General features: G+C 73.2%; 15 protein-coding genes. All 15 read left to right on the top strand.

Annotated elements, in window-relative coordinates; all coding sequences use genetic code 11:
• Positions 1–10: 10 nt before the first annotated feature.
• The 15 genes from LZ198_RS17955 to LZ198_RS17885 are packed head-to-tail and all read left to right on the top strand — an operon-like array spanning position 11 to position 21,469.
• Positions 11–1,669: a phage tail sheath family protein gene (locus LZ198_RS17955; RefSeq protein WP_253973216.1), complete on the top strand. Its 1,659-nt coding sequence runs from the start codon at positions 11–13 to the stop codon at positions 1,667–1,669.
• Positions 1,670–1,686: 17 nt separating this feature from the next.
• Positions 1,687–2,142 (top strand): phage tail protein, encoded by a 456-nt coding sequence (locus LZ198_RS17950; protein ID WP_253973215.1) that lies wholly within the window; start codon positions 1,687–1,689, stop codon positions 2,140–2,142.
• A gap of 37 nt (positions 2,143–2,179) precedes the next feature.
• A complete protein-coding gene (locus LZ198_RS17945) occupies positions 2,180–3,688 on the top strand; it encodes a phage tail sheath protein (protein WP_253973214.1) in 1,509 nt (502 codons plus the stop codon).
• Positions 3,685–4,191, top strand: coding sequence for a phage tail protein (locus tag LZ198_RS17940; RefSeq protein WP_253973213.1), 507 nt, complete (start codon positions 3,685–3,687; stop codon positions 4,189–4,191). The genes LZ198_RS17945 and LZ198_RS17940 overlap by 4 nt, the downstream gene beginning before the upstream one ends.
• A gap of 4 nt (positions 4,192–4,195) precedes the next feature.
• Entirely contained in the window at positions 4,196–5,116 is a 921-nt protein-coding gene (locus tag LZ198_RS17935; protein ID WP_253973212.1) for a CIS tube protein, read from the top strand.
• Positions 5,117–5,119: 3 nt separating this feature from the next.
• Positions 5,120–5,311 (top strand): hypothetical protein, encoded by a 192-nt coding sequence (locus LZ198_RS17930; protein ID WP_253973211.1) that lies wholly within the window; start codon positions 5,120–5,122, stop codon positions 5,309–5,311.
• A gap of 12 nt (positions 5,312–5,323) precedes the next feature.
• On the top strand, positions 5,324–6,409 hold the full coding sequence (locus LZ198_RS17925) for a phage late control D family protein (protein ID WP_253973210.1): 1,086 nt from the start codon (positions 5,324–5,326) through the stop codon (positions 6,407–6,409).
• Positions 6,409–7,113, top strand: coding sequence for a phage baseplate assembly protein V (locus LZ198_RS17920; protein ID WP_253973209.1), 705 nt, complete (start codon positions 6,409–6,411; stop codon positions 7,111–7,113). Before LZ198_RS17925 ends, LZ198_RS17920 begins: the two co-directional genes overlap by 1 nt.
• Positions 7,107–8,669: a hypothetical protein gene (locus LZ198_RS17915; protein WP_253973208.1), complete on the top strand. Its 1,563-nt coding sequence runs from the start codon at positions 7,107–7,109 to the stop codon at positions 8,667–8,669. The genes LZ198_RS17920 and LZ198_RS17915 overlap by 7 nt, the downstream gene beginning before the upstream one ends.
• 21 nt (positions 8,670–8,690) lie before the next feature.
• Positions 8,691–9,083 carry a GPW/gp25 family protein gene (locus LZ198_RS17910; protein ID WP_253973207.1) on the top strand — a complete coding sequence of 131 codons (393 nt, stop codon included), beginning with the start codon at positions 8,691–8,693 and terminating at the stop codon, positions 9,081–9,083.
• Position 9,084: 1 nt separating this feature from the next.
• Entirely contained in the window at positions 9,085–11,442 is a 2,358-nt protein-coding gene (locus LZ198_RS17905; protein WP_253973206.1) for a putative baseplate assembly protein, read from the top strand.
• Between the two features lie 2 nt (positions 11,443–11,444).
• The gene (locus LZ198_RS17900) at positions 11,445–13,886 is read left to right on the top strand and encodes a phage tail protein (protein WP_253973205.1); all 2,442 of its coding nucleotides are present in this window, start codon (positions 11,445–11,447) and stop codon (positions 13,884–13,886) included.
• Positions 13,887–13,889: 3 nt separating this feature from the next.
• Complete coding sequence (locus LZ198_RS17895) at positions 13,890–14,822, top strand: hypothetical protein (protein ID WP_253973204.1); 933 nt, start codon at positions 13,890–13,892, stop codon at positions 14,820–14,822.
• A 38-nt stretch (positions 14,823–14,860) separates the two neighbouring features.
• Positions 14,861–16,792 carry a hypothetical protein gene (locus tag LZ198_RS17890; RefSeq protein WP_253973203.1) on the top strand — a complete coding sequence of 644 codons (1,932 nt, stop codon included), beginning with the start codon at positions 14,861–14,863 and terminating at the stop codon, positions 16,790–16,792.
• Between the two features lie 24 nt (positions 16,793–16,816).
• Complete coding sequence (locus tag LZ198_RS17885) at positions 16,817–21,469, top strand: hypothetical protein (protein ID WP_253973202.1); 4,653 nt, start codon at positions 16,817–16,819, stop codon at positions 21,467–21,469.
• Positions 21,470–21,507 lie beyond the last annotated feature (38 nt).

Raw genomic sequence — 21,507 nt, 5'->3', positions numbered from 1 at the left:
GGGGGGCCTCATGCCTGAATACCTCGCACCTGCTGTGTATGTCGAAGAGACCAGCTTTCGGGCCAAGTCGATTGAAGGGGTGAGCACCAGCACGACGGGCTTCGTCGGTCCGACGCTCACCGGTCCCTCGGGAGGGACACCGGAGCTGCTCACCAGCTTCGCGGACTTCGAGCGCGTCTACGGAGGGTTGGACCCGCTCTCCTATGGAACCAACTACCTGGCGCACTCGGTCCGCGCCTACTTCAACGAGGGGGGCTCGCGACTCTACGTCTCGCGCGTCGTCACCACGGCGGCGAACGCGGGCTTCGCCGCGGCGGCCATCGGCTCCAGCGGGCACAGCTTCGTGTCGCGCTTCCCGGGACGCGGCGGCAACGGGACCATCACCCTCAGCGCCTCGCAGCGCCCGGCGAGCCCGCTCGCGCTGGACCGGGCCCCCGCCGGCTCCGTGTTCGTGACGGACGACACCACGCCCGTCACCCACGTCAAGGGCGCCAGCGGCTGGGCCCCCACGCTGCCCACCACGCCGGCCGGCAACCTCGTGTCGCTCTCCATCCGCACCCGGGACGGCGCGGGGCGCGAGGCGACGTACGAGGACGTGGGGTTGGATCCGCTGCATCCCCGGTGGATCGGCAACGTGCTGTCGGAGACGCCCACCCGCCAGTCGGAGGCGCTCCAGCGGCAGTTCGCCATCCACTTCACGGGCACCACCCTGCCCGGCGGTGGAGACCTGAAGTCCGCACTGGGCAGCCTGCCGGCGACGTTCACCCTGGCGGGCGGGCTCGACGGCGACGCGCCCACCACCGGGCAGTACGAGGCGGCGCTCGAGGCGCTGACGGGCATCGAGGACATCTCCATCATCGCCGCCCCGGGCTCCTCGTCGTACTCCGGCGCCGCCGCGGGCGTGCGCAACGCGCTCATCATCGCCGCGGAGAAGCGCCGCGCCTACCGCGTCGCGGTGCTGGACACGCCCCCGGGCCAGAGCCTGGGCCAGGCCCGCGACTGGCGCGGGCAGATCGACTCGAAGTACGCGGCGCTCTACTACCCCTGGGTGGTGGTGGCCAACCCGCTGGCCCGCGCGGGCGACGACAGCATCCCGAAGGAGATTTCGCTCCCGCCCTCCGGCTTCCTCAGCGGCATCTACGCGCGCAACGACGTGCAGCGCGGCGTCTTCAAGGCGCCGGCCAACGAGGTCGTCAACAGCGCGCTGCGCTTCGAGGCGGACATCCACTTCGCGCAGCAGGAGGTGCTCAACCCGCTGGGCATCAACTGCCTGCGCTTCTTCCCGGGCCGCGGCTACCGCGTCTGGGGCGCGCGCACGGCCAGCTCCGACCCGGAGTGGAAGTACCTGAACATCCGCCGCTACTTCAACTTCCTGGAGCGCTCCATCGACGTGGGCACGCAGTGGGCCGTCTTCGAGCCCAACGGCGAGCGGCTGTGGGCCAACATCCGGGAGACCCTCGGCAGCTTCCTGGAGACGCAGTGGCGCTCGGGCGCGCTGCTCGGGAGCGACCCGAAGCAGGCCTTCTTCGTCCGTTGTGATCGCAGCACCATGACGCAGGACGACCTCGACAACGGCCGGCTCATCTGCCTGGTCGGCGTGGCGGCCGTGAAGCCTGCGGAGTTCGTCATCTTCCGGATCGGCCAGAAGACGGCTGATGCCCGCAGCTAGGGGAAAGGAACCAGGACATGAGCACGCGCCCCACTCCCTACGGTGCATTCAATTTCGAGATCAGCTTTGGCGGTGACTCCTTCGGCGGCTTCTCGGACGTGTCGGGTCTGAACACCGAGTTCACGATGGCCGAGTACCGCGAGGGCACCGACCCGAAGAGCCACGTCCGCAAGGTGCCCGGCATCTACAAGACGGGCGACGTCACCCTCAAGCGCGGCCTCGTCGCCTCCCGTGTCCTCTGGGATTGGATCGAGGCGGTGCGCGCCACGGGCGTCAACGGCCGCAAGGACTTCATCCTCATCACGCTGATGGACGAGGCCCGCACGCCGGTGCAGTCGTGGAAGCTCATCAACGTGACGCCCATGAAGTACACGGGCCCCACGCTCGCGGCCAAGGGCGGCGGTGACGTCGCCATGGAGGAGCTGGTGCTGTCCGCCGAGGACGTGCTGACGGGCTTCCCCAACGTGACGTAGCCGAAGGTCCATCTCGCGGGACGGGTGAGGGTCTGGGATGAGTGGCCTCGTCTTCGAAGTCAACACGCGCGCTCCGGTGAGCGCGCCCGAGCGCGCGGACCTCGCCTGCTTCGTGGGCTTCGTCCGCCGCGTCCCGGGCACGCCCGTCCCGCTGGACATCCAGCAGTGGCTCGTCGAGCACGGCTGGAGCAGCACGCCGTCGTCGGACCTGGAGAACGTGCCGGTCCCCATCGAGCGGTGGAGCGACTTCGCACGGCTGTTCGCCTGGGAGGGCACGTACCTGGGCGCCGCGGTCCGCTCGTTCTTCACCCAGGGCGGGCGCAAGTGCTACGTCGTCCGCGCGGGCAATCCCTGGCCCGACGACGCGCTCCGTCCGGCGCGCGTGCTCCTCGCGCAGACGCTGCTCCCCGGCACCGAGGCGCTCTTCGACGCCTCGCCGCACGAGCGCGCGACGTGGAAGGGCGCCGCGCACCTCTTCGGCCTGGATGACGTGTCGTTCCTGTGCCTGCCCGACCTCGCCGCGCTGTTCGCCGTGGACGAGGAGGCGCTGCCGCCGCCCGTCACGCCCCCCTCGAGCCCGGAGGTCTTCGTCGAGTGCTCGACGCCGGCCCCCGCGCCCGTGGACCAGCTGCCGTCCCCCCGCCCCATGCCCCGCGCGGACGCGGAGGGCTATGCGCGCTGGGCGGACTTCCTGACGCGGGTGAAGGCCCTGCTGTCGCGGCACGTGCGCGAGGTGCAGCTCGTCGCCGCCATTCCCCTGCCCCACCCCGACGCCGTGGTCCACGCCCACGGCCGCGACTGGGTGGCCGAGGAGAATGCCTACACCTTCCTGCTCGCCGCGGGTCACCTGCGGCGCATCGAGAGCGCCTTCGTCCAGCTCGTCTACCCGTGGGCGCGCACCCCGGGTTCGGTCCAGCTCCCCGGGGCGCTGGAGAGCCCCGAGGGCCTGCTGGCGGGCGTGCTCGCCCGGGGCGCGCTCTTGCGCGGCGCGTTCCGCAGCGCGCTCAACGCGGGGCTCGCGGACGTGGTCGAGCTGTTCCCGGTGTTGGACCGGGGCGCGCTCGCGCTGCGCCCCTCCGGTGGCCTGGGCCAGGGGCCGGACTGGCCCTGGTTGGACCGGGTGAGCGTCCTGGGCCCCACCGCCGGAGGGCTGCGCGTGCTCTCCGACGTCACCACCAGCGCCAGCGCGAGCTGGCGACAGGCCGGCGTGGACCGGCTGCTCTCCGTGCTCATCCGGGCGATGCGGCGCGCGGGAGTGCAGACGCTGTTCGAGCCCTCCGCCGAGCGCACCTGGCGGGAGCTGGTGTACCGCATCGAGGGGCTGCTCGTCCGGCTCTGGGAGGCGGGCGCGCTGCGCGGCACCAGCCCGCGCGAGGCGTTCCGGGTGCGGTGCGACCGGACCACCATGACCCAGGACGACCTGGACGCCGGGCGGTTGGTGGCGGAGGTGGAGTTCGACGCCGCGGCGGCCCTGGAGCGCCTCCACGTCGTGCTGACGGTCGCCGAGGAAGGCGTGCTCTCGCTGTCGCCGGAGGGCGAGGCATGACCACCGCCTTCGCGCCACTCTTCACCTTCCGCTTCGAGGTCTCCATCCAGGAGCAGCCCCTGCACGGCGGTGGCGGCGACCTGAGCCCCGACCCCGCGGGCGCGTTCTCCGAGTGCACCGGCCTGGAGGCCACCATGGAGCCCAAGGTCATCAAGGCGGGCGGCAACAACTACGGGGCCATCCAGCGGGTGGGCCCGGTGACGTTCGCCACCGTGGTGCTCAAGCGCGGCATCTCCCGCGACGGCCGGCTCTTCAAGTGGTTCGAGCGCGTGGCCACCGGCGACACCGGCCACCGGTGCACGGTGCGCATCCACCTCAAGACGGTGCCGGAGTCCACCGCGGCGGAGCCGCCGGTCCTGCTCACGTGGCGGCTGGAGCGGGCCCTGCCCATCAAGTTCAAGGCCGCAGACTTCAACGCCAGGGCCACCGAGGTGGGCATCGAGGAGCTGCACCTCGCCCACGAGGGGCTCTTCCTCGAGTCCCAGGGAACGACGGGAGCCTGACACCATGAGCGCGCCACGCAAGGCAACCTTCACGCCCAAGGGGCAGGCCCCCATCGAGGTGCACTTCAACCCGGCCTCGCTGCAGCTCACCCTGTCCACCAAGCTCAACGAACAGAAGAGCAAGAAGAAGGGCGGACGGCAGGTCGTCAACGAGGGCACCGCCAAGCTCGCCGTGGAGCTCGTCTTCGACACCACGGACACGCTCGAGAACGTGTGCGACACGACGGTGAAGGTGGCGCGGCTGCTCGGCGAGAAGGGCAAGCCGCCCCCGTTCGTCGCCTTCGAGTGGGGCGCGTTCAAGTTCGAGGGCATCGTGGACTCCTACAAGGAGACCCTCGACTTCTTCTCCGCGGACGGCGTGCCGCTGCGCTCCAGCGTCTCGCTGGGCATGACGCAGGACGAGGACATCTTCGCGCGCGGCGCGGAGGGGCAGCGGGCGGAGGGCTGGAGCCCGAGCGGGGGCGGCGCCGACTCCCAGGCCCAGGTGGCGCCGCCGCCCGGAGGGGGCACCACCACCACCGCCACCCAGGCGGGCGCGCCCTCCGCGGGGCGGGCCATCGCGGCGATGAACGGCGAGGAGAGCATGCGCTTCCCACGCTCCGCGGTGCTCACCGTGGACGTGTCCGCCACCCTCTCCCCGCCCGCGGCCTTCGCGAGCGGGGGCTTGGGGGTGAGCGTGGGCATCGGCGGGGGCGGAGCCGGGGGCCTGCCGTCGCTGCAGGGGGCCTTCTCCGGCCTGCGGATGCCGTCCGTGAGCGCGTCCGCCGGCGTGCGCCTGGACGCGAGCCGCCTGGTGCAGCGGGTGGAGACACACACGCACGCCACGGAGGACGGCGCCTCGTTCGAGCTGGGCGGTCGGATGTTGAGCCGGGGGTCGCGCCTGGGTGGGAACACGCGGGTCCGCATGCGCTTCGAGGAGGAGTGAGGCATGGGCATCGTGTCGATTGGCGAGGTGGTGGGGAGCGTGAGCGACGGCCCGTCCGCGCAGCAGTCCCCCGAGGCAGGCCCGGCGCAGCCCGCGCAACCGGGAGGCGCCGCGCCCGGCCCCGAGCAGGCCGAGGCGGTGGAGCGACAACTGCGCACGAAGGCCTGGCGCCGGACCCGGCTCGCCGCGGACTGAGGACCCGACGCCATGTCCGAACAAGCGTTGAGCAGCAGGCCCGTCTATTCCGCGCGCCCCACCGTGCGCATCGACGGGCGCGCGTCCGACAAGGTCACCCAGCAGCTGGGGACCGTGCGCATCACCGAGTCCGAGGGAGGCATGTCCTCGCTGGAGCTGAGCCTGGACAACAGCGCCCGCTTCGACGACGGGCGGATGGACCTGGCGTTCGAGGACGAGGCCCTCCTGCGGTTCGGGACGACCGTCAGCGTCTACGCCGGTGACGAGGACGCGCCCCGGGAGATCTTCCGGGGGCTCGTCACCGGGATGGAGGCGAGCTTCGAGGGGGCCTCCGGGCCGGAGCTGCTGCTGCTGGCCGAGGACGCGCTCCAGCGGGCACGGCTCGCGCGCCGCACGAAGGTCCACGTGGACGCGAGCCTCGCCTCGCTGGCCCGGGAGCTCGCCACGCGCGTGGGGATGCGCGCGGTGGTGGAGGGCTTCGACGCGCCCATCGGCACCCACGTGCAGCTCAACGAGAGCGACCTGGCATTCCTGCGGCGCCTGCTCGCCTCGCGCGACGGCGACCTGCAGGTGGTGGGCGAGGAGCTGCACGTGGCCCCGCGCAAGGACGTGCGCCGGGGCACCCTGGAGATGTCGCTCTACAGCCAGTTACGCCGCGCGCGCGTGGTGGTGGACCTGGCCCACCAGGCCACCGAGGTCACCGTCGCCGGATGGAACGCGCTCACCGGCGCCCGCGTCACGGGGCGCGGCACCGGGACGAACCTGGGCCCCGGCGCGGGACGCCAGGGTGCCCAGGTGCTGCGCTCCGGCGTGGGCGCGCGCGCCGAACACCTGGGCGACCTCTCCGCGATGACGGACGCGGAGGCCCGGGCCCTGGCCGAGGCCGCGTTCGACCAGCGCGCCCGCCGCTTCGTCTGCGTGGAGGGCACCGCCGAGGGCAACCCCGCCCTGCGCGTGGGCACGCACCTGTCGCTGCGGGGCCTGGGCCGCCGCTACGACAACACCTACTACGTCGTCCGCGCCCACCACCGCTACGACCTGACCCGCGGCTACGAGACGGACTTCGAGGCCGAGTGCGCCTTCCTGGGAGGTCCGTGATGCAGCCGCTCCCCCACGCGCCCGCGGCCCCGAACCTGGGCGCCCTGCACGGCACCTACCTCGGCCGCGTCACGTCGGTGACGGACCCCGAGCACCTGTCGCGCGTCCAGGTGCGCCTCACCAGCACGCCGGAGACGATTGGCGACGGGGACGCCACCCTGTGGGCCCGCGTGGCCGTGCCGTTCGCCGGCGGCGGGCGCGGCGCCTTCTTCATCCCCGACGTGGGCGACGAGGTGGCGCTCGTCTTCGTCAACGGCGACCCGCGCCAGCCGCTCGTCGTGGGCGGGCTGTGGAACGGCGCCGAGCGTCCCTCCGAGCAGTTGGGCGGCGCGGGGGACCGCGTGGACCGCTACACCCTCACCGGCCGCAAGGGCAGCCGCATCGCCATCGTCGAGGAGACGGACGGCCAGGCCACCATCTCGCTCACCACGCCCGGTGGGCAGAGCGTCACGGTGACACAGCGGGACGGCGGCAAGGTCACCCTGGAGGCCGCGGGCAACACCGTCACCCTGGACACCCAGGGCGTCACCGTCCAGACGCCGCTGACGGTGAAGGTCTCCGCCAGCCGCGTCGAGGTGTCCGCCGCGCAGGTCCAGGTGGACGCCGCCATGTCCACGTTCTCCGGCGTCGTGAAGTGCGACGTCCTCCAGGCCACCACCGTCGTGGCCGCGACCTACACGCCCGGAGCCGGAAACGTATGGTAGCCCACCCCACCCTCCTGCGAGGGCTCACCTTCGACGGCGGCAGCGGCCGACCGATGCCGTCCACGGAGAACCGCCCGGTGCTCGTGGAGCGCACGGACGACGACTTCATCTCCGCGTTCCTGGCGGAGCTGGGCACCGACGAGGGCCGCAAGCAGTGGGTGTCCACGGTTCGCAACGCGGGTGAGGGCGCGCCGTCGCTCAAGCTGTACCAACCCGTCCACCGCTCGTTCCAACTGGCCGTGGTCGAGGCCTTCTGCGACATCCCCGGCGAGCCCCGGCTGGACCCGGCGCGCATCGAGAGCGCGGGCCTGGTGGTGCGCCGGTTCAACCCCACCTCCGGCCAGCGCGAGGGGTGGATGAAGCTCAACGGCGAGGTGCGCGGGTGGGTGCCGCTGGCGGATGCCCGCGCGCTCGACGCGGACCCGGAGCCCGCCCGCCGCAAGGCGGCGTACCCCGCCGGAAATCCCACGCTCGACGCGCTGGTGGAGGACGCGCTCGGCGCGCCCGTGCCGTACGAGGAAGGCGTGTCGCGGCTCTTCGTGGCGCCACCCCACGTCTGCGCCGCCACGCGCCGCACCATCCTCTACGGCATGGTGCCGGTGGCCAGCGCCGAGCAGGTGTCCGGCAAGGCGGCGCCCCCGCCCCGCTACGAGGAGGACGAGCTGCGCGACATGCTGCTGCCGTACTTCTCGGACACGGTGGGCGTGAGCCTGACGGGCATCGCCGGCAAGACGTACACCCACCGCTACTCCGACGAGGTCGCCTCCGACGGCTCGCTGTCCGGCGCCGCGCGCGAGGACGCCGCCCAGCGGCTGGAGCAGTTCGCCACGTTCCTGCGCAAGCTGGTCAGCGTCTTCAACGCCTTCGAGTCGCCGGCGATGAAGGCGGCCCTCAACCGGCAGACGCTGCAGTTCGGCGCCACGCGCAGGCCCCTGGGCGACGTGCTGGTGGAGGCCGCGGACGTCTTCGTGCTGGGCCGGCCGGACCGGACCTTCCGCATGCCGGATGCCTGGCCGCGCCCGTCGTCCGGCGACGTGTCCGCGCTGGTGCGCGCCGGGGCCGAGGCGTCGAAGAGCCGCCTGGCGACGCTGCTTCCCCGGCGCGGGCGCTTCGACACACCGGAGGCCCGCTACGAGGTGCGCGCCTTCGTCCGCGTCCGGCGCGACGACGGCTGCCCGCCGGCCCTCGTCTGGGGCACGCCCAGTCAGCCGTTCCGCATCGCGCCCTGGTACGAGAACGGGAGGCTGCCGCCCATCCAGGTCTCCCTGCCCGCCGTCACGCGGGAGAACGCGCGCAACTTCCTGCCCAACGTCGCGTTCCAGGTGCCCGGCAACATCTTCGACCTCCTGTCGCGCAACAAGGCGAAGGACTTCCTGGAGGAGAAGGCGAAGGAGGGGCGCTCGCTCGGGCTCGATTGGATCTGCGGCTTCAACATCCCCGTCATCACGCTCTGCGCGTTCATCGTGCTGAGCATCTTCCTGGCGCTGCTCAACATCCTCTTCTGGTGGCTGCCCTTCATCAAAATCTGCATCCCGCTCCCTCGCCGGGGGCGGTGAGGCGGCCTGGAGACCCACGTGATGAACACCCCTGCACGACCGCTGGTGAGCTTCCCGCTGCTGCCCGTGCCCGACGAGCACGGGGAGCTCCACTTCCCCACGCTCGAGGCGGGCGTGCGCCAGGCCATCGAGGTCATCCTCCGCACGCGGCCGGGGGAGCAGCTGATGCGCCCCGGGTTCGGCGCGGGCCTGGAGGAGTTCGTGGGCGAGTCGAACGTGCTCGCCACGCGCCGCCGCATCCGCGACCGGGTCGTGGACGCGCTGTCGCGGTGGGAGTCGCGAATCGACGTGGAGCGCGTCGACGTGCTGGAGGTCGACGGCGCGCCCGCCCACGCCCGCGTGGAGATCGTCTACCGGCTCCGCCGCACCGGCTCGGTGCAGGGGCTGGGGCTGACCCTGGACCTCGGAGCCTAGGATGCCCATCGTCCCGCCCAGACTCGATGACCGCACCTTCGACGACCTCGTCGAGGAGCTGCTCACCCGCATCCCCGCGCACACCCCCGAGTGGACCCACGCCCGGCAGGGAGACCCGGGCCGCACGCTGCTGGAGCTGTTCGCGTGGCTGGCGGACACGGTGCTCTACCGGGCCAACCTCATCCCGGAGCGCCAGCGGCTCGCCTTCCTGCGCCTGCTGGGCATCCAGCTTCGGCCCGCCATCGCGGCCACCGGCGTGGTGGCCGTGCAGTTCGACGGCCAGACGCTGCAGCCGTCCGTCGTGCTGCGGCCGTACTCGGAGGTGCGCGGCCCCGTGCCCTTCGAGACGCGCACGGAGCTGCCCGTGCTGCACCTGACGGCCGAGTCCTACTACAAGCGCCCCCTGGCGCAGGCCGAGCGCCAGCAGATGGGCCCGCTGCTCACGGGCCTGTCGCGCGTGTACGGCCTGACCGCCGCGCAGGCCGCCTACTACGTCACCACCGCGCTGTTCCCCGGCGGCGTCGCGGAGCCCGCGGGCTTCGACGTGGTGGAGCGGACGGTGGACCACTGCCTGTGGCTGGCGCTGCTGGCGCCCACCGCCGCGGACGTCACGCCGCTGCGCCAGGAGCTGAACACGGGCTCCGCGGGCGCACCCCGGGTGCTCAGCGTGGGCATCATGCCCTCCATCGAGGTGCCCGCCCTCCAGGAGGAGATCGGCCCGCGCGCGCGCATCCCGCACCAGTGGGAGCTGAGCGGTGTCCCGGACGCGCAGGGCAGCCCCACCTACCACCTGCTGTCGGTGGCGTACGACTCCACGCAGGGGCTCACCCGCCGCGGCGTCATCCACCTGGTCATGCCGGGCCATGAGATCGGCGTGCCGTCCAACGACGTGCGCCAGAGCCTGCACGCGGGCGTGGGGGACCGGCCTCCGCGGCTGGACGACGTCAAGCGCACCGAGCGGCTCGTCGCGTGGCTGCGGCTTCGCCCGACGGTGCGGCTGTCCCACCTGCCGCTCAGTTGGGTGGGCATCAACGCGGTGGAGGTGGAGCAGCGCCGCACGTACACCGCCATCGTCGTGGGCCAGGGCGACGGCACGCCGGACCAGGAGCTGAAGCTTCCCATGGGCTCGGTGGAGCGCGAGTCGCTCCAGCTCGAGGTGGAGGAGCCGGGCCAGGGCTATCGCCCGTGGACGCTCGTGGACGACCTGGCGCTGACGGGGCGCGACTCGGCCGCCTTCCAGCTCGACGCGGAGGCGGGGCTGGTGCGCTTCGGCAACGGCGTGCGGGGCCGCATCCCCACCGTGGGCATGCGCGTGCGCGTGGCCCGGATGCGCACCGGCGGCGGCGGGGCCGGCAACCTCCCGGCGGGCACGCTCAAGGCCCTCAGCGCCCTCACGCTGGAGGGCACCGCGCCCCCGGGCGCGATGAAGGTGGAGCAGGCGCTGCCGACGTCGGGAGGCCAGGACGCGGAGACGCTCGCGGACGCGGAGCGCCGCATCCCCTCCACCCTGCGCCACGGCGAGCGCGCGGTGACGGCGGAGGACTTCCGCTGGCTCGCCGCGGGCAGCCCCGGCGCGACGCCCGGCCGCGTGGAGGTGCTCCCCCGCTTCAAGCCCCACCAGCGCCGCGAGAACGTCCCCGGCGTGGTGACGGTGATGGTGCTCCCGCCCTCCAGCACCTTCCGCGCCCCGAACCCGCGACCGGACCGCCCCTTCCTCGAGGGCGTGCACGCGCACCTGGACGCGCGCCGGCCGCTGGCCACGGAGCTGTACGTCATCGGCTGCGAATACGTGCCCCTGGGCCTGGCCACCGGCATCACCCTCCGCGAGGGCTTCGGCCGCGAGACCGTGGTGAATGCGGTGCGCGAGGCGCTGTTCCGCTGGCTCTGGCCGCTGCCCCCCGCGGGGCCGCAGGGCGGCGGCTGGCCGCTGGGGCGCGCCGTGAGGGATCGCGAGCTGGAGGTGGCCATCGCCCAGGTGCCCGGCGTGGACTCCATCACCGGCGTGCGCCTGTTCAGCAGCGGCACGGTGGTGTCGCTGCCGCCGACGCCCTCCGGCACGGACGGCCCCACCTCCGCGCGCTTCGAGGTGCGGCCCGCCGCGGCCGGCGCGTCGACGGGGACCTCCGGCTCCGCGCTGCCCGCGAGCACCAGCCAGACGCCCTCCGGTTGGCGGGCGCTTGCGGGCCCCGTGCCCGGCATGCCGGTGGAGCTGATGCTGCGTCCCTGGCAACTGCCGGAGCTGATGGCCGTCGTCGTCGACGCGGACGGGGGCCTGCCGCGTGACCTGAAGGGCGCGCCGGATCCGTTCCAGTCCACCCAACCCGGGGTCGCCGTCCCCGTCGTCCCCGAGGTCTGCTGACCATGGATGCGAACCGGCTGCGCTTCTGGATGCTGGCAGAGCCGCTCGTCCACTGGGAGCCCCTCCCGGAGGGCCCGTCCCTGCCGCACGCCATCCACCGCGACCTCCAGCGCCGCACCGTGCGGCTGGCGAGCTCGCCGGGGACGTTCCCCTGGACGGAGCCCGACGAGCCAGCGCGGGCCGAGCAGTGCGTGAACCAGGTGCCCGGGACGATGGACCCGTTCGGCACCTGGGCTTCGCTCGACGCGGCGACAGCCACCGTCCTGGCCTCGGGCGCGGGCCCCGAGCCGTACCCGCTGCTGCGCTTCGACGCCACCACGCCCGGCGCGCGGCCCACCGACCTGGTGCTCGGGGACGACGGGGTGCTCTACGTCGCCGCGGGCGGCGGCAAGGTGCTGCTCGAGGACACGCGCGACCGGTGGGACCCGGCCACCGCGTCGCTGGAGGGCTTCGACGCCTGGCGGCTCGCGCCCGCGCCCGGCGGCGGAGTGTTCGCGCTCGGCCGGCCCGCCTCGCTCGCAGCCCCTTCGGGGCCCGCCCGCGTCCGGCTCGCCCGCGTGACGGGGCGGCCCCTCCACCGGGGCCTGCCCGGCGAGCGCGCCCCCACCGTCTTCAATCCCGACGACAACCGGGACCCGCCCCGGATGTCCCTCCTGCTGGACGGCCCCGACCTCCCGGGAGAGGTGCTGGTGGGCATCGCCACGACGCCGGACGGGCGGCTCGCCCTCCTGAGCTGGGTGTACGACGCCGCGAGCGCGACACCACCGGGGGACGGCTCCGCGCGCCTGCGCTTCTTCACCGGCACCGGCGTGTCCGCGCCCATGGCGCTGCTGGGGGCGAAGAGGCCCTTCAGCTTCGCGTGGGTCTCCGACGAGCGCCTCGTCGTGCTGGTGAGCACCGGCGCGACGACGACGAGCGTCGTGGCCTACGAGCCGGAGCCGGGGGAGGCGCTCGCGGCGCCGCTGGGCGACTACTACCCGCTCACCGGCCACGACGGCGGCCCCTTCCTGCACGGCCCCCGCGAGCAGCTCCACTACCCCGTCCTCGACGGGCCTCCCGAGCCGCTGCACCCGGTGTCGCTGCCGTCCTTCGCGCTCCAGGGCTCCCTGCGCAACGCCACGCCTCCGGACGCGCCCCTGCTGGACGCCGGGAGCGGCCGCGCCGTCTGGCACCGCCTGTACCTGGAGGCCTGCCTGCCGCCCCGCTGCGGCCTCCGCGTCTTCCTCGCGGCGACGGGCACCGCGCAGCGCCCGGCCGAGGACGCCGCGGACACCTGGCACGAGCACCTCTTCGGGGACGTGTCCTCCGTCAGCGGCGCATCGCAGGTGCCCCGGGGCGCGTGGGTGCCCGAGTCCTCGGAGCTGCCCTTCCACCCCGGGCTGCTGCCGGGGGAGTCCGCGCACGAGCGCCGGGGCCTCTTCACGGTGCTCATCCAGCGCGCGGGGCTGCGCGTGCGCTCGCTCCAGGGGCGCTACCTGTGGGTGCGGGTGCAGCTCGTCGGGGATGGCCGCGCGTCGCCGGAGCTGGCCGCGCTGCGCGTCCACGGGCCGCGCTTCTCGTACGCGGAGAACTACCTGCCGGAGCTCTACCGCGAGCAGGTCTTCGGTGACGAGGCCGACGCCCGCGCGACGAGCACACCGGCGGACTTCCTGGAGCGCTTCCTCGGCCTCACCGAGGGGGTGCTCACGCCCCTCGAGGACAAGATCGCCGGGGCCTCGCTGCTCACGGACCCGCGCACCGTCCCCGAGGAGTCGCTGGAGTGGCTCGCGGGGTGGATCGGCTTCTCCTTCGACGCCTCCATCCCCCAGGAGCGGAGGCGGCGGATGCTGGAGGCCGCCCCGCGCATCCGCCCCTGGCGCGGCACGACGCGGGGCCTGCGCCTGGCGCTGGACGCGCTCACCGACGGCGGCATCAGCCGAGGAGCGCTGGTCGTCGTGGAGGAGTTCCGGCTGCGCCGCACGTTCTCCACGCTGCTGGGCATCGACCTGGGCGACGAGGAGGATCCGCTGCTGCCCGGCCTGCACCAGAGCGGCAACTCGTACGTGGGCGACACGCTGTTCCTGGGCGCCGAGGACAGCCGGGAGTTCCTCGCGCTCTTCGGGCCCGACCTCCCGGCGACCGCCGCCGAGGAGGCCGCGGTGGAGCGGTTCCTGTCCGAGCTCGCCCACCGCGTCACGGTGCTGGTGCACCAGGACCTCGACGCCCGCGAGCTGGGGCTGGTGCAGCGGGTGGCGGAGCTGGAGGCGCCCGCGCACGTCGCCGTCTCCGTGAAGCGGGCGAGCCATCCGCTCATGGTGGGCGTGGCGTCGCTCGTGGGCATCGACACGTTCCTGGGCCCACCGCCGTCCCCCCAACCCCTTCGCGTGGGCGAGGGCGCGCTCGGGAGCAGGAACCTGCTCGAGCGTCCTCCCAGCCTGGACCCCCGACTTCTTGCAGGAGGTTAGCCGATGAGCACCCCCATGGACCCGCTGCTCGAGAACGAGGCGACCGACCGCACGTACTACGCGACGGGCGTCCTCCTGGACACCACGGACTTCGTCGCGGAACAGACGTACCACCGAGGGCGGCTGGCGCGCGCGCTCGCGGCGCTGCACGGCCCGGGCACGGCCTCCGGCCTGCGCGTGCTCCACGAGCCGTACGCGGACGCGCTCAGCGAGGCGGAGGTCGCCGTCCAGCCCGGGCTCGCGGTGGACCCGCTCGGGAGGATGGTGGAGGTCGCGTCGCGCGCCTGCATCCGCGTCAAGCGCTGGTACGAGGGCCATGACGCGGACCAGCTGCTCCGGCGGGCGCGCGCGGACCTGGGCATGGGCCTGCCTCCGGCGGAGCTACCCGAGCAGGCGGTGGTCGCCGACCTCTTCGTGCGCTTCTGCGTGTACGAGCGCGGCTGGACGCCGGCGCTCGCGTCGGGGCTCTACGACGCGACGGACGCGGTGTCGCCGGCGCGGCTGCGCGATGGCTTCGAGCTGAGGCTGGTGCCGCGGCTGGAGACGGCGGCCCAGCCGCTGCCCACGGTGCCCGCGGCGCCCTGGCCGCGGCCCGTGGGTGGCACGCCCTTCCCGGACGACACGGGGGACGAGGCCGCGCGCAGGAGCGCCTTGAAGAAGGCCATCCTCGACTCCTGGATGCCCACCCGCCAGTCGCTGTTGGACCGGCTGTGGGGCGATGAGTTCCTGCCCCACGCGCTGCGCTTCGACGCGAGCCAGCCCGGGGGCAAGGTGGCCGACCCCGCGTGGGTGTTCCTCGCCCGCGTGGCGGTGGGCGTCACCCACGCGGTGGATGGCAATGGCCGGCCCGTGCGCACGGGCACGGTGGCCGTGGACAACGAGATGCGCCCGTTCGCCGTCACGGTGGCGGCGCTGGCGCGCTGGCTGGGCATCTAGCCCCTGGACTTCGACCAGACGCGGGGAGAGTGGCTGCGATGATTGATACGACGAAAGGACCGGCGCGCGAGCGGCTCGAGCCCAACGCCGCCAAGAGGCTGGAATCCGCGGGCACGCTGGTCCATGACGACCGGCGGCTGCGCTCCTTCTTCTTCGATGGCCGCTTCCTGACGGCCAAGGACCTCACGCGCGAACAGGCGTACTTCCTCACGCGGCAGGCCGACCTCGGCCGCGGCGGGGGCGTGGGCGTGGTGACGGGCTTGAGCGTGGAGGACGGCCCGGACCCGCGCGCGCTGCGCATCACCGCGGGCCACGGCGTCACGCCGTCGGGCGAGGCCGTGGTCATCCCGCGGGAGCTGACCAACGTCCGGCTGGACGACATCCCGGAGGTGCAGGGGCTGGACGCGGCCTTCGGACTGGCGCCCATCCCGCGCGAGACGGCGCGCAACCGCTCCGGGCTCTACATCGTGGCGCTGCGCCCGGTGGAGTACACGGCGAACCTGGTGGCGTCGTACCCCAGCTCCGTGGGCGGCACGCGCTCGGCGCAGGACGGCGACATCATCGAGGCCACCGCCATCACCCTCATCCCCTACCCGGACAACCACGCGGGGGCGGGCTTCGAGTCGCGCCGCTCGCGGGTGGCCCATGAAATCTTCGTGCGCAACGGCGGCCTGCGCCCGCCGGTGGACGCGCTGCCCATCGCGATGATCGCCCTGGACCACGGCGTCATCCGGTGGATCGACCGCTTCCTCGTCCGCCGCGAGGTGGGCTCGGAGCAGACGGACTTCCTGGGCTTCGGCCAGGCGCCGCGCGCGCTGCGCGAGGCTCACCTGCTGCAGTACCGGGAGCACCTGGAGCGGGTGCTCCAGTCCCGGCGGCAGGTCAACCAGGGCGAGCGCTTCGCGGCCAGCGAGCACTTCTTCGCCCTGCCTCCCGCGGGGCCGCTCCCCGCGGCCGCCGTCTCCGTCAGCGGGCAGGAGTCCACGGAGGTGTTCTTCCCGCCCGAGGTGGACGTGGAGCTGTCGTTCGTCCCCGAGGACGAGATTGGCGCGCTGCTGGCGGAGAGCCTGTTCCTGGCGCCCATCGACCTGACGAAGACCGGCGAGGAGCTGACCGCCGTCTCCGTGCTGGTGATGGTGCCCATCCCCCGCGAGGAGATGACCCAGGCCCTGTCCACGCTCTTCCCGGGCGAACGGACCGGGACCCTGAAGCTGCGCGCCACGGCCTCGGGCCTGGTCGCCATGCGGCGGCCGGGGGACGCGCTCAAGGCGCTGACGCTGCGCCGCACCGCGACGGTGCTCGCCGACGCCACGGCGACGGCCGAACCCAGCCTCGCCGACGCCGTGTGGAGCAGCCTGCTCTCCAACGCCACCACGCTCTGGTACGCGCGCCGCAAGAACTTCCCCTACAAGGCCTCGGTCGTCGGCCAGCCCCAGGACGTGGAGCCACCCGACGACACCTTCACCACGGCGCTCAAGGAGGCGGGGCTCTACGCGGAGTTCCGCACCCTCCCCTCGCGCGCCAGCGCGCTGGGCATCGGCAAGGCCTACGAGCTCTTGAACACCCTGCTGCGCGACGAGGCCGCCGGCGCGCGGCACCTCTTCGCGGGCGCCGCGGGTGAGATCCTCCGCCAGCAGCGCGTCACCGCCGAGTCCGTGGCCACCGTGGAGAAGCGCTACACCTACGAGGGACGAGGCGGCGGGCTCGCGCTCCTGGTCAAGGCCCCCACCCCCCGTCGCACCACCGGCGCGAAGGCGGTGGCCGGGGCCGCGAGCACGCTCCCCCAGGAGGCCCTCGCGCGCGCGAGCACCATCGCCGAGCTGGACCGGTACGCGCTGCAAGCGGGCCGCGAGGGCACGGAGAAGGTGGAGCAGCTTCGGGGCATCGTCACCCGGACGCTGCGGGAGGGACGCACCCTGGACAGCGCCGTCGCGGAGATCCGCAAGACGCTCGAGACGCCGCCCACCTAGCCACGGACGGAGAAGAGGCAGCCCATGAACACCCGACCGCTGAAGGAGTCGCTCCCCGACGAGCACATCCTCCAGGTGGAGCCGCGCCCGCGCCCGTCGGTCGACGCCGACTGGCGCAGCCGCCCCCACCTCTACAACGGCCGCGCGCTCTCCGAGGAGGCGCTCGACTCCGAGCAACGGCAGCGCGCCGGCCGGCTCGCGCTGCGCGGGCAGATGCGGGCCCCGGGCGTCATCGCCGGGCTCGAGGTGCGCCTGGAGCAGGAGGAGGCGTCCACCCCGGGTGGCGCGCCGACGTTCCTGCTGCGCATCAGCGCCGGCATGGGGCTGCTCGCCACGGGAGAGGACGTGGTGATGCCACGCGCCGCCCGCATCCGCGTGGACCGGCTGCTCGCCTACTGGCAGCAGCGGCCGGAGGGGCCGGTGGACTTCGACGTCAGCATCCTCTCGGACCGGGCGGAGGCGGACATCCCGAAGACCCACGCCGACCTGCGCGCGGCCGTGCTCGTCCTGGTGCCGCTGGAGACCCACCGCCAGGCGCCGCCCGCCGCCGACGTGGATCCATGCGAGGCCACGCCGGAGGACGCGGCCTTCGAGGACGAACAGCTCGTGGATGGCTGCGCCGTGGTGCTCTACGCGTGGCCGCCGCACTGGCCCCTGCCGGAGAAGGACGACCAGTGGCGCAACCGGCTCGCGTGGGAGCTCTTCGAGCGCGAGCGCCTGCGCCCTCATGGCGAACATGCCCCCTGGGAGGAGGTGGGCGTGCCGCTGGCCCTCATCGGCTTCGACCCGCCGGAGGAGGAAGGCCCGCCCGCGACGCCGCTCTTCATCGACCGCGCCGCCGTGGTCCGTACGGGCGGCGCTCCTCGCGCGCGCACCCCGCTCCTTCCCTCGCAGGGCACGCCCCTGCTCTGGCAGGCGCGCATGCAGCAGCTCTCCGAACACCTGGCCGCGTTCGCGCCGGAGGACGTCGAGGACGGCACCGCGACGCTGGCGCTGGACCAGCTACCGCCCGTGGGCATGCTGCCGCGCAACGCGCTGAGCGTGGAGCTGGGCGAGGTGGGCGTCGCGCGCCGCTTCTTCCCCGAGTCCTTCGAGCTGGAGTTCGTGCCCGTCCCGCTCGAGCAGTTGGACGGGGTGGCCCAGGCGAGCGCCTCGCTGGCGCCGCTGAGCACCTCGCGGTCCGAGCGCGTGCGCGTGCTCGTCCCCGTGCCCGAGGCCCACTTCCAGCCCCAGCTCCTGCGCCGGCAGGAGGTGGGCCCCGAGTTCCAGGACGCCATCGAGGCCGCGCTCGCGCGACTGGGCGAATGGCTGCGGCGGCGCGAGGACCTGCGCGGCAAGGCCACGCTGCTCCTCAACGCGCTGGAGGGCCGCAAGACGAAGGCCGAGCGGTACCCGGAGCCGGACCCCCAACGCGTGCCCGGCGAGGAGCCCAGGCCCAAGCCCGACCCGAACCCCTATGGCCCGGAGGAGGCGGACTACGGAATCGTCAGCAACAGCGTCCCGGCGCTCGACGAGGTCCTCCCTCCCCAAGGCGAGAACAGCCTCTGGGGAACACCGGCGCTGCTCGGCTTCGACGCGGAGGAGGTCTCCACCGCCATGTCGACCGCGTCCGGCGCGGACCGGTTCGGACTGGCCGCGCGGCAGGGCGGGGACACGCTCGCGTTGACGAGCTTCTCGGACACCTGGCAACCCTGGGAGACCCTCGTCGGCACGCTGGGGGACACCACGCAGACCCTGCGCGGCTTCCGCGTGGTCTGGAACGACCGCGACCCCGCGGTGGTGGTCCTGGTCAGCGAGCCTGGCCCGCCGCCTCCGCCAGGAGGCCCCAGCCTCACGCCGGACACCTGGTTCGCGCGCGTCTACCACCACACGGCCGGCAGCAACTGGCGCTGGGAGGAGACGCAGCGGACCCAGGCGACGGACATCTCCGACTTCACCGCCGTCTGCTGGGGTGAGGGGCGCATCGACGTGTTCGCCGCCGCCACGACGACGGTGGACTCGGTGACGGCGCACCGGATCCTCGCCTTCACCTGGGTGGACGAGCGCAAGGAGCAGCCCCCCGTCGTCGCGCTGACGCAGATGACGGACCGGGAGGTGTTCAGCATGAAGGCCCTCCAGCGCGAGGAGGCGAACAACACCCGCCGCATCGACCTGCTCCTGCTCGCGAAGAAGGACGACGACGGCGACGGAGAGCCCGCCTGGCTCCACCACCTCTCCGGCGTCCACGAGGCCGGCAACTCGATGCTGACGGACATCACCCTGGTCGAGGTGAACAGCGCCACGGGCAACCTCCTGGCGGCCTGCCGGTCCAGCAAGGACGTCCTCGACGTCCTCGTCATGGGGCCCGCCCTCATCACCCACGGCCGCTTCCAGGCGGATTGGACCTTCGACGAGACCGCGGTGAGCACGGTGGATGGCAGCTCCAGCCTCCAGGTCGTGTCCCGGCTGGATGGGCAGTTGCATGCCTTCTGGCGGGCCATGCCCGACGCGACGACGCTCCTCCTCTACGCGTGGTTCGACGGCGACAAGTGGCACCCGGCACGCACGCTGTCCCAGGAGCCGCTGCCCAGCGCGGGCGCGGTGTTCGACGCGGCCATCTCCGGCGGCACACCCGAGGTCTTCCTGGCCACGCTCAAGGGCCTCCAGCACCTCAAGATGCTGCCGGACGGCACACGCGCGCTCGTGGAGGAGCAGGGCCTGAGAGGCACCCTCGCCCAGACGCGGAGCCTGCTGAACCGCGTGGACGACCTCATCCAGGCGGGCTCCTCCCAGTTGCAGGCGGACACCCAGAACGTGCGGCAGCTGATGCTCGGCGGCAGCACGGAGGCCAGCCGCCTGGTGGTGTCTCCCATCCTCGGCGCCACCATGGTGCAGAGCCCGCTGTCGGCGCGCGCCGACATCGAGCACTACTTCAACCGCTTCCTCAAGCGGCGCTTCGTCCCGGAGGTCGAGGACCCGAGCAGCAAGGAGGACGCCCGCGAGACGCTGGTCCAGGCCACGCTGACGCGGGCCTCGCTGACCCGACGCCTGGTGGAGCTGGTGAAGGAGCTCCAGCTCGACGTGACGGGCATGAACCTGTCGGGCATCGCCCTGTACGACTCCAGCGCGACGCCCCCGCGGGTCTTCTTCGTGAGCGGCACCAGGGCCGTCAGCCGCGAGAGCATCCCCCTGGACACGCTGGTGAAGAGCCCCGACGCGCTGACGAGCGTCCTCCAGCGGCTCACGGCCGAACCCGACGGCATCGAGGCGACGCTCAAGGTCCCGCCGGTCCGCACCTGGACGCCGAACGAGTACTTCACCACCGCCGTGCAGCACCTGGAGGACATGCTCGTGTTGCTCCGCGAGCTGGAGCGGCGGACCCGCCCCTTCGCCAACGCGGTGGCGGGATATGAAGCCGCGCTCGCCCGCATCGAGCAGGACTGGGCCGCGCTGTCCAAGCGGTTGGGGGTCGTGGACGCGGAGGTCGCGGAGGGGCGACAGGACGTCACCGTGGCGCGCGCCCTGAAGGCGGAGGAGCAGATCCGCGTCCACGACATCAACGAGCGCCGTCAGGAGGTGCTCGACCAGCACGTGCCCTTCTTCGTCTACCAGCGCCCCCGCCAGTGCGACCTGACGAGCGACGCGCCCTCGCGCCTGCTCGACCCGGGCTTCGTGCCGGACATCCTCCCGCAGGTGCTCGCCAGCACCGCCGCGGCGCCTCCGGAGCTGCTCGCCTTCGTCGAGCTGGTCCGGGACTCCCCGCTGCGCTGGTTCACGCTCGCGCCCCGGCTCCTGGATGGGCTGGACCGCATCGGGCTCATCCACCGCACCTTCGAGTGGGCCCAGGTTCGCGCCGTCCAGCGTGTCCCCATCCAGTATCCCGTCGTCACCAGCCGGGCGTCCTCGCCGTACGTGAAGAGCCTGTCCACCCTGCTGGCCGTGCGCGAGGACCTCATCGCGAGGCAGCGCGTCGCCTTCGTCGGCCTCCAGCCCGCCCTCCTCCAGGAGCGCACGTGGCTCGAGCTGCAACAGAGCGCGCGGGAGCAGCTCTCGCTGGGGGACCTCATCGACACGGCCCATGGCCGCTCCGACGTGGGCCGCAACGCCTCCAGCGAGTTGGAGGACCTGGCCAAGGTGGCCACCGGCCTGTACCAGCGCTTCGGGGAGGTGCTGCCCGCGCTGCGCCTGGAGTGGGCCGAGCGGATGAGCCAGTACGACACCCCCGTCGACCTGCGCGACCTGTCGCGCCTGCCCGGCTGGAGCACGGTGGACGTCGTCGAGCGGCGCGGACTGCAGCGGCTGACGGACTGGCTGTACCAGCGCGTGGTGTCCACCGAGCCGGAGGCCGTCTCGCTCATCAGCGACCTGGTGCGCGTGTGCATGCTCCTGGCGAGCCATGCCCCCGTGAACGAGCTGTTGTCCGGCCACGTCTCCAAGCCCACCGAGGCCCGCGTGGGCGGCTCCATCGAGCTGGCGGTGGACCCATCCCGCGTGCGCGTGGGCATGCACGTGACGATTCGCTCCGGCGAGCGGACGGTGCAGGCGGTGGTGGAGGACCTGACCACCAGCGCCGTCCGCGCCCGCGTGGTGCTGACGTCCGCGCCCGTGGTGTCCCTGCAGGTGAAGACCTCCGCCTATTTCTCCGAACCCGCCCGCGGCACCGGGGCCCTCCTGCCCTACGTGGGCGTCTGGCGGTGAGGCCCCCGATGAAGCCCGGAACCCACCGGAAGGAAGTC

The sequence above is a fragment of the Myxococcus dinghuensis genome (genome assembly GCF_024198235.1).
GTDB classification, from domain to species: domain Bacteria; phylum Myxococcota; class Myxococcia; order Myxococcales; family Myxococcaceae; genus Myxococcus; species Myxococcus dinghuensis.
This window is presented reverse-complemented; position numbering and strand designations above follow the sequence as displayed.

Excerpts from the sequence above, each read along its gene's own strand:
- LZ198_RS17945 (WP_253973214.1), top strand. The coding sequence starts at position 2,180 with ATGAGTGGCCTCGTCTTCGAAGTCAACACGCGCGCTCCGGTGAGCGCG.
- LZ198_RS17955 (WP_253973216.1), top strand. The coding sequence starts at position 11 with ATGCCTGAATACCTCGCACCTGCTGTGTATGTCGAAGAGACCAGCTTT.
- LZ198_RS17920 (WP_253973209.1), top strand. The coding sequence starts at position 6,409 with ATGCAGCCGCTCCCCCACGCGCCCGCGGCCCCGAACCTGGGCGCCCTG.
- LZ198_RS17905 (WP_253973206.1), top strand. The coding sequence starts at position 9,085 with ATGCCCATCGTCCCGCCCAGACTCGATGACCGCACCTTCGACGACCTC.
- LZ198_RS17900 (WP_253973205.1), top strand. The coding sequence starts at position 11,445 with ATGGATGCGAACCGGCTGCGCTTCTGGATGCTGGCAGAGCCGCTCGTC.
- LZ198_RS17950 (WP_253973215.1), top strand. The coding sequence starts at position 1,687 with ATGAGCACGCGCCCCACTCCCTACGGTGCATTCAATTTCGAGATCAGC.
- LZ198_RS17890 (WP_253973203.1), top strand. The coding sequence starts at position 14,861 with ATGATTGATACGACGAAAGGACCGGCGCGCGAGCGGCTCGAGCCCAAC.
- LZ198_RS17885 (WP_253973202.1), top strand. The coding sequence starts at position 16,817 with ATGAACACCCGACCGCTGAAGGAGTCGCTCCCCGACGAGCACATCCTC.
- LZ198_RS17915 (WP_253973208.1), top strand. The coding sequence starts at position 7,107 with ATGGTAGCCCACCCCACCCTCCTGCGAGGGCTCACCTTCGACGGCGGC.
- LZ198_RS17910 (WP_253973207.1), top strand. The coding sequence starts at position 8,691 with ATGAACACCCCTGCACGACCGCTGGTGAGCTTCCCGCTGCTGCCCGTG.
- LZ198_RS17895 (WP_253973204.1), top strand. The coding sequence starts at position 13,890 with ATGAGCACCCCCATGGACCCGCTGCTCGAGAACGAGGCGACCGACCGC.
- LZ198_RS17930 (WP_253973211.1), top strand. The coding sequence starts at position 5,120 with ATGGGCATCGTGTCGATTGGCGAGGTGGTGGGGAGCGTGAGCGACGGC.
- LZ198_RS17940 (WP_253973213.1), top strand. The coding sequence starts at position 3,685 with ATGACCACCGCCTTCGCGCCACTCTTCACCTTCCGCTTCGAGGTCTCC.
- LZ198_RS17925 (WP_253973210.1), top strand. The coding sequence starts at position 5,324 with ATGTCCGAACAAGCGTTGAGCAGCAGGCCCGTCTATTCCGCGCGCCCC.
- LZ198_RS17935 (WP_253973212.1), top strand. The coding sequence starts at position 4,196 with ATGAGCGCGCCACGCAAGGCAACCTTCACGCCCAAGGGGCAGGCCCCC.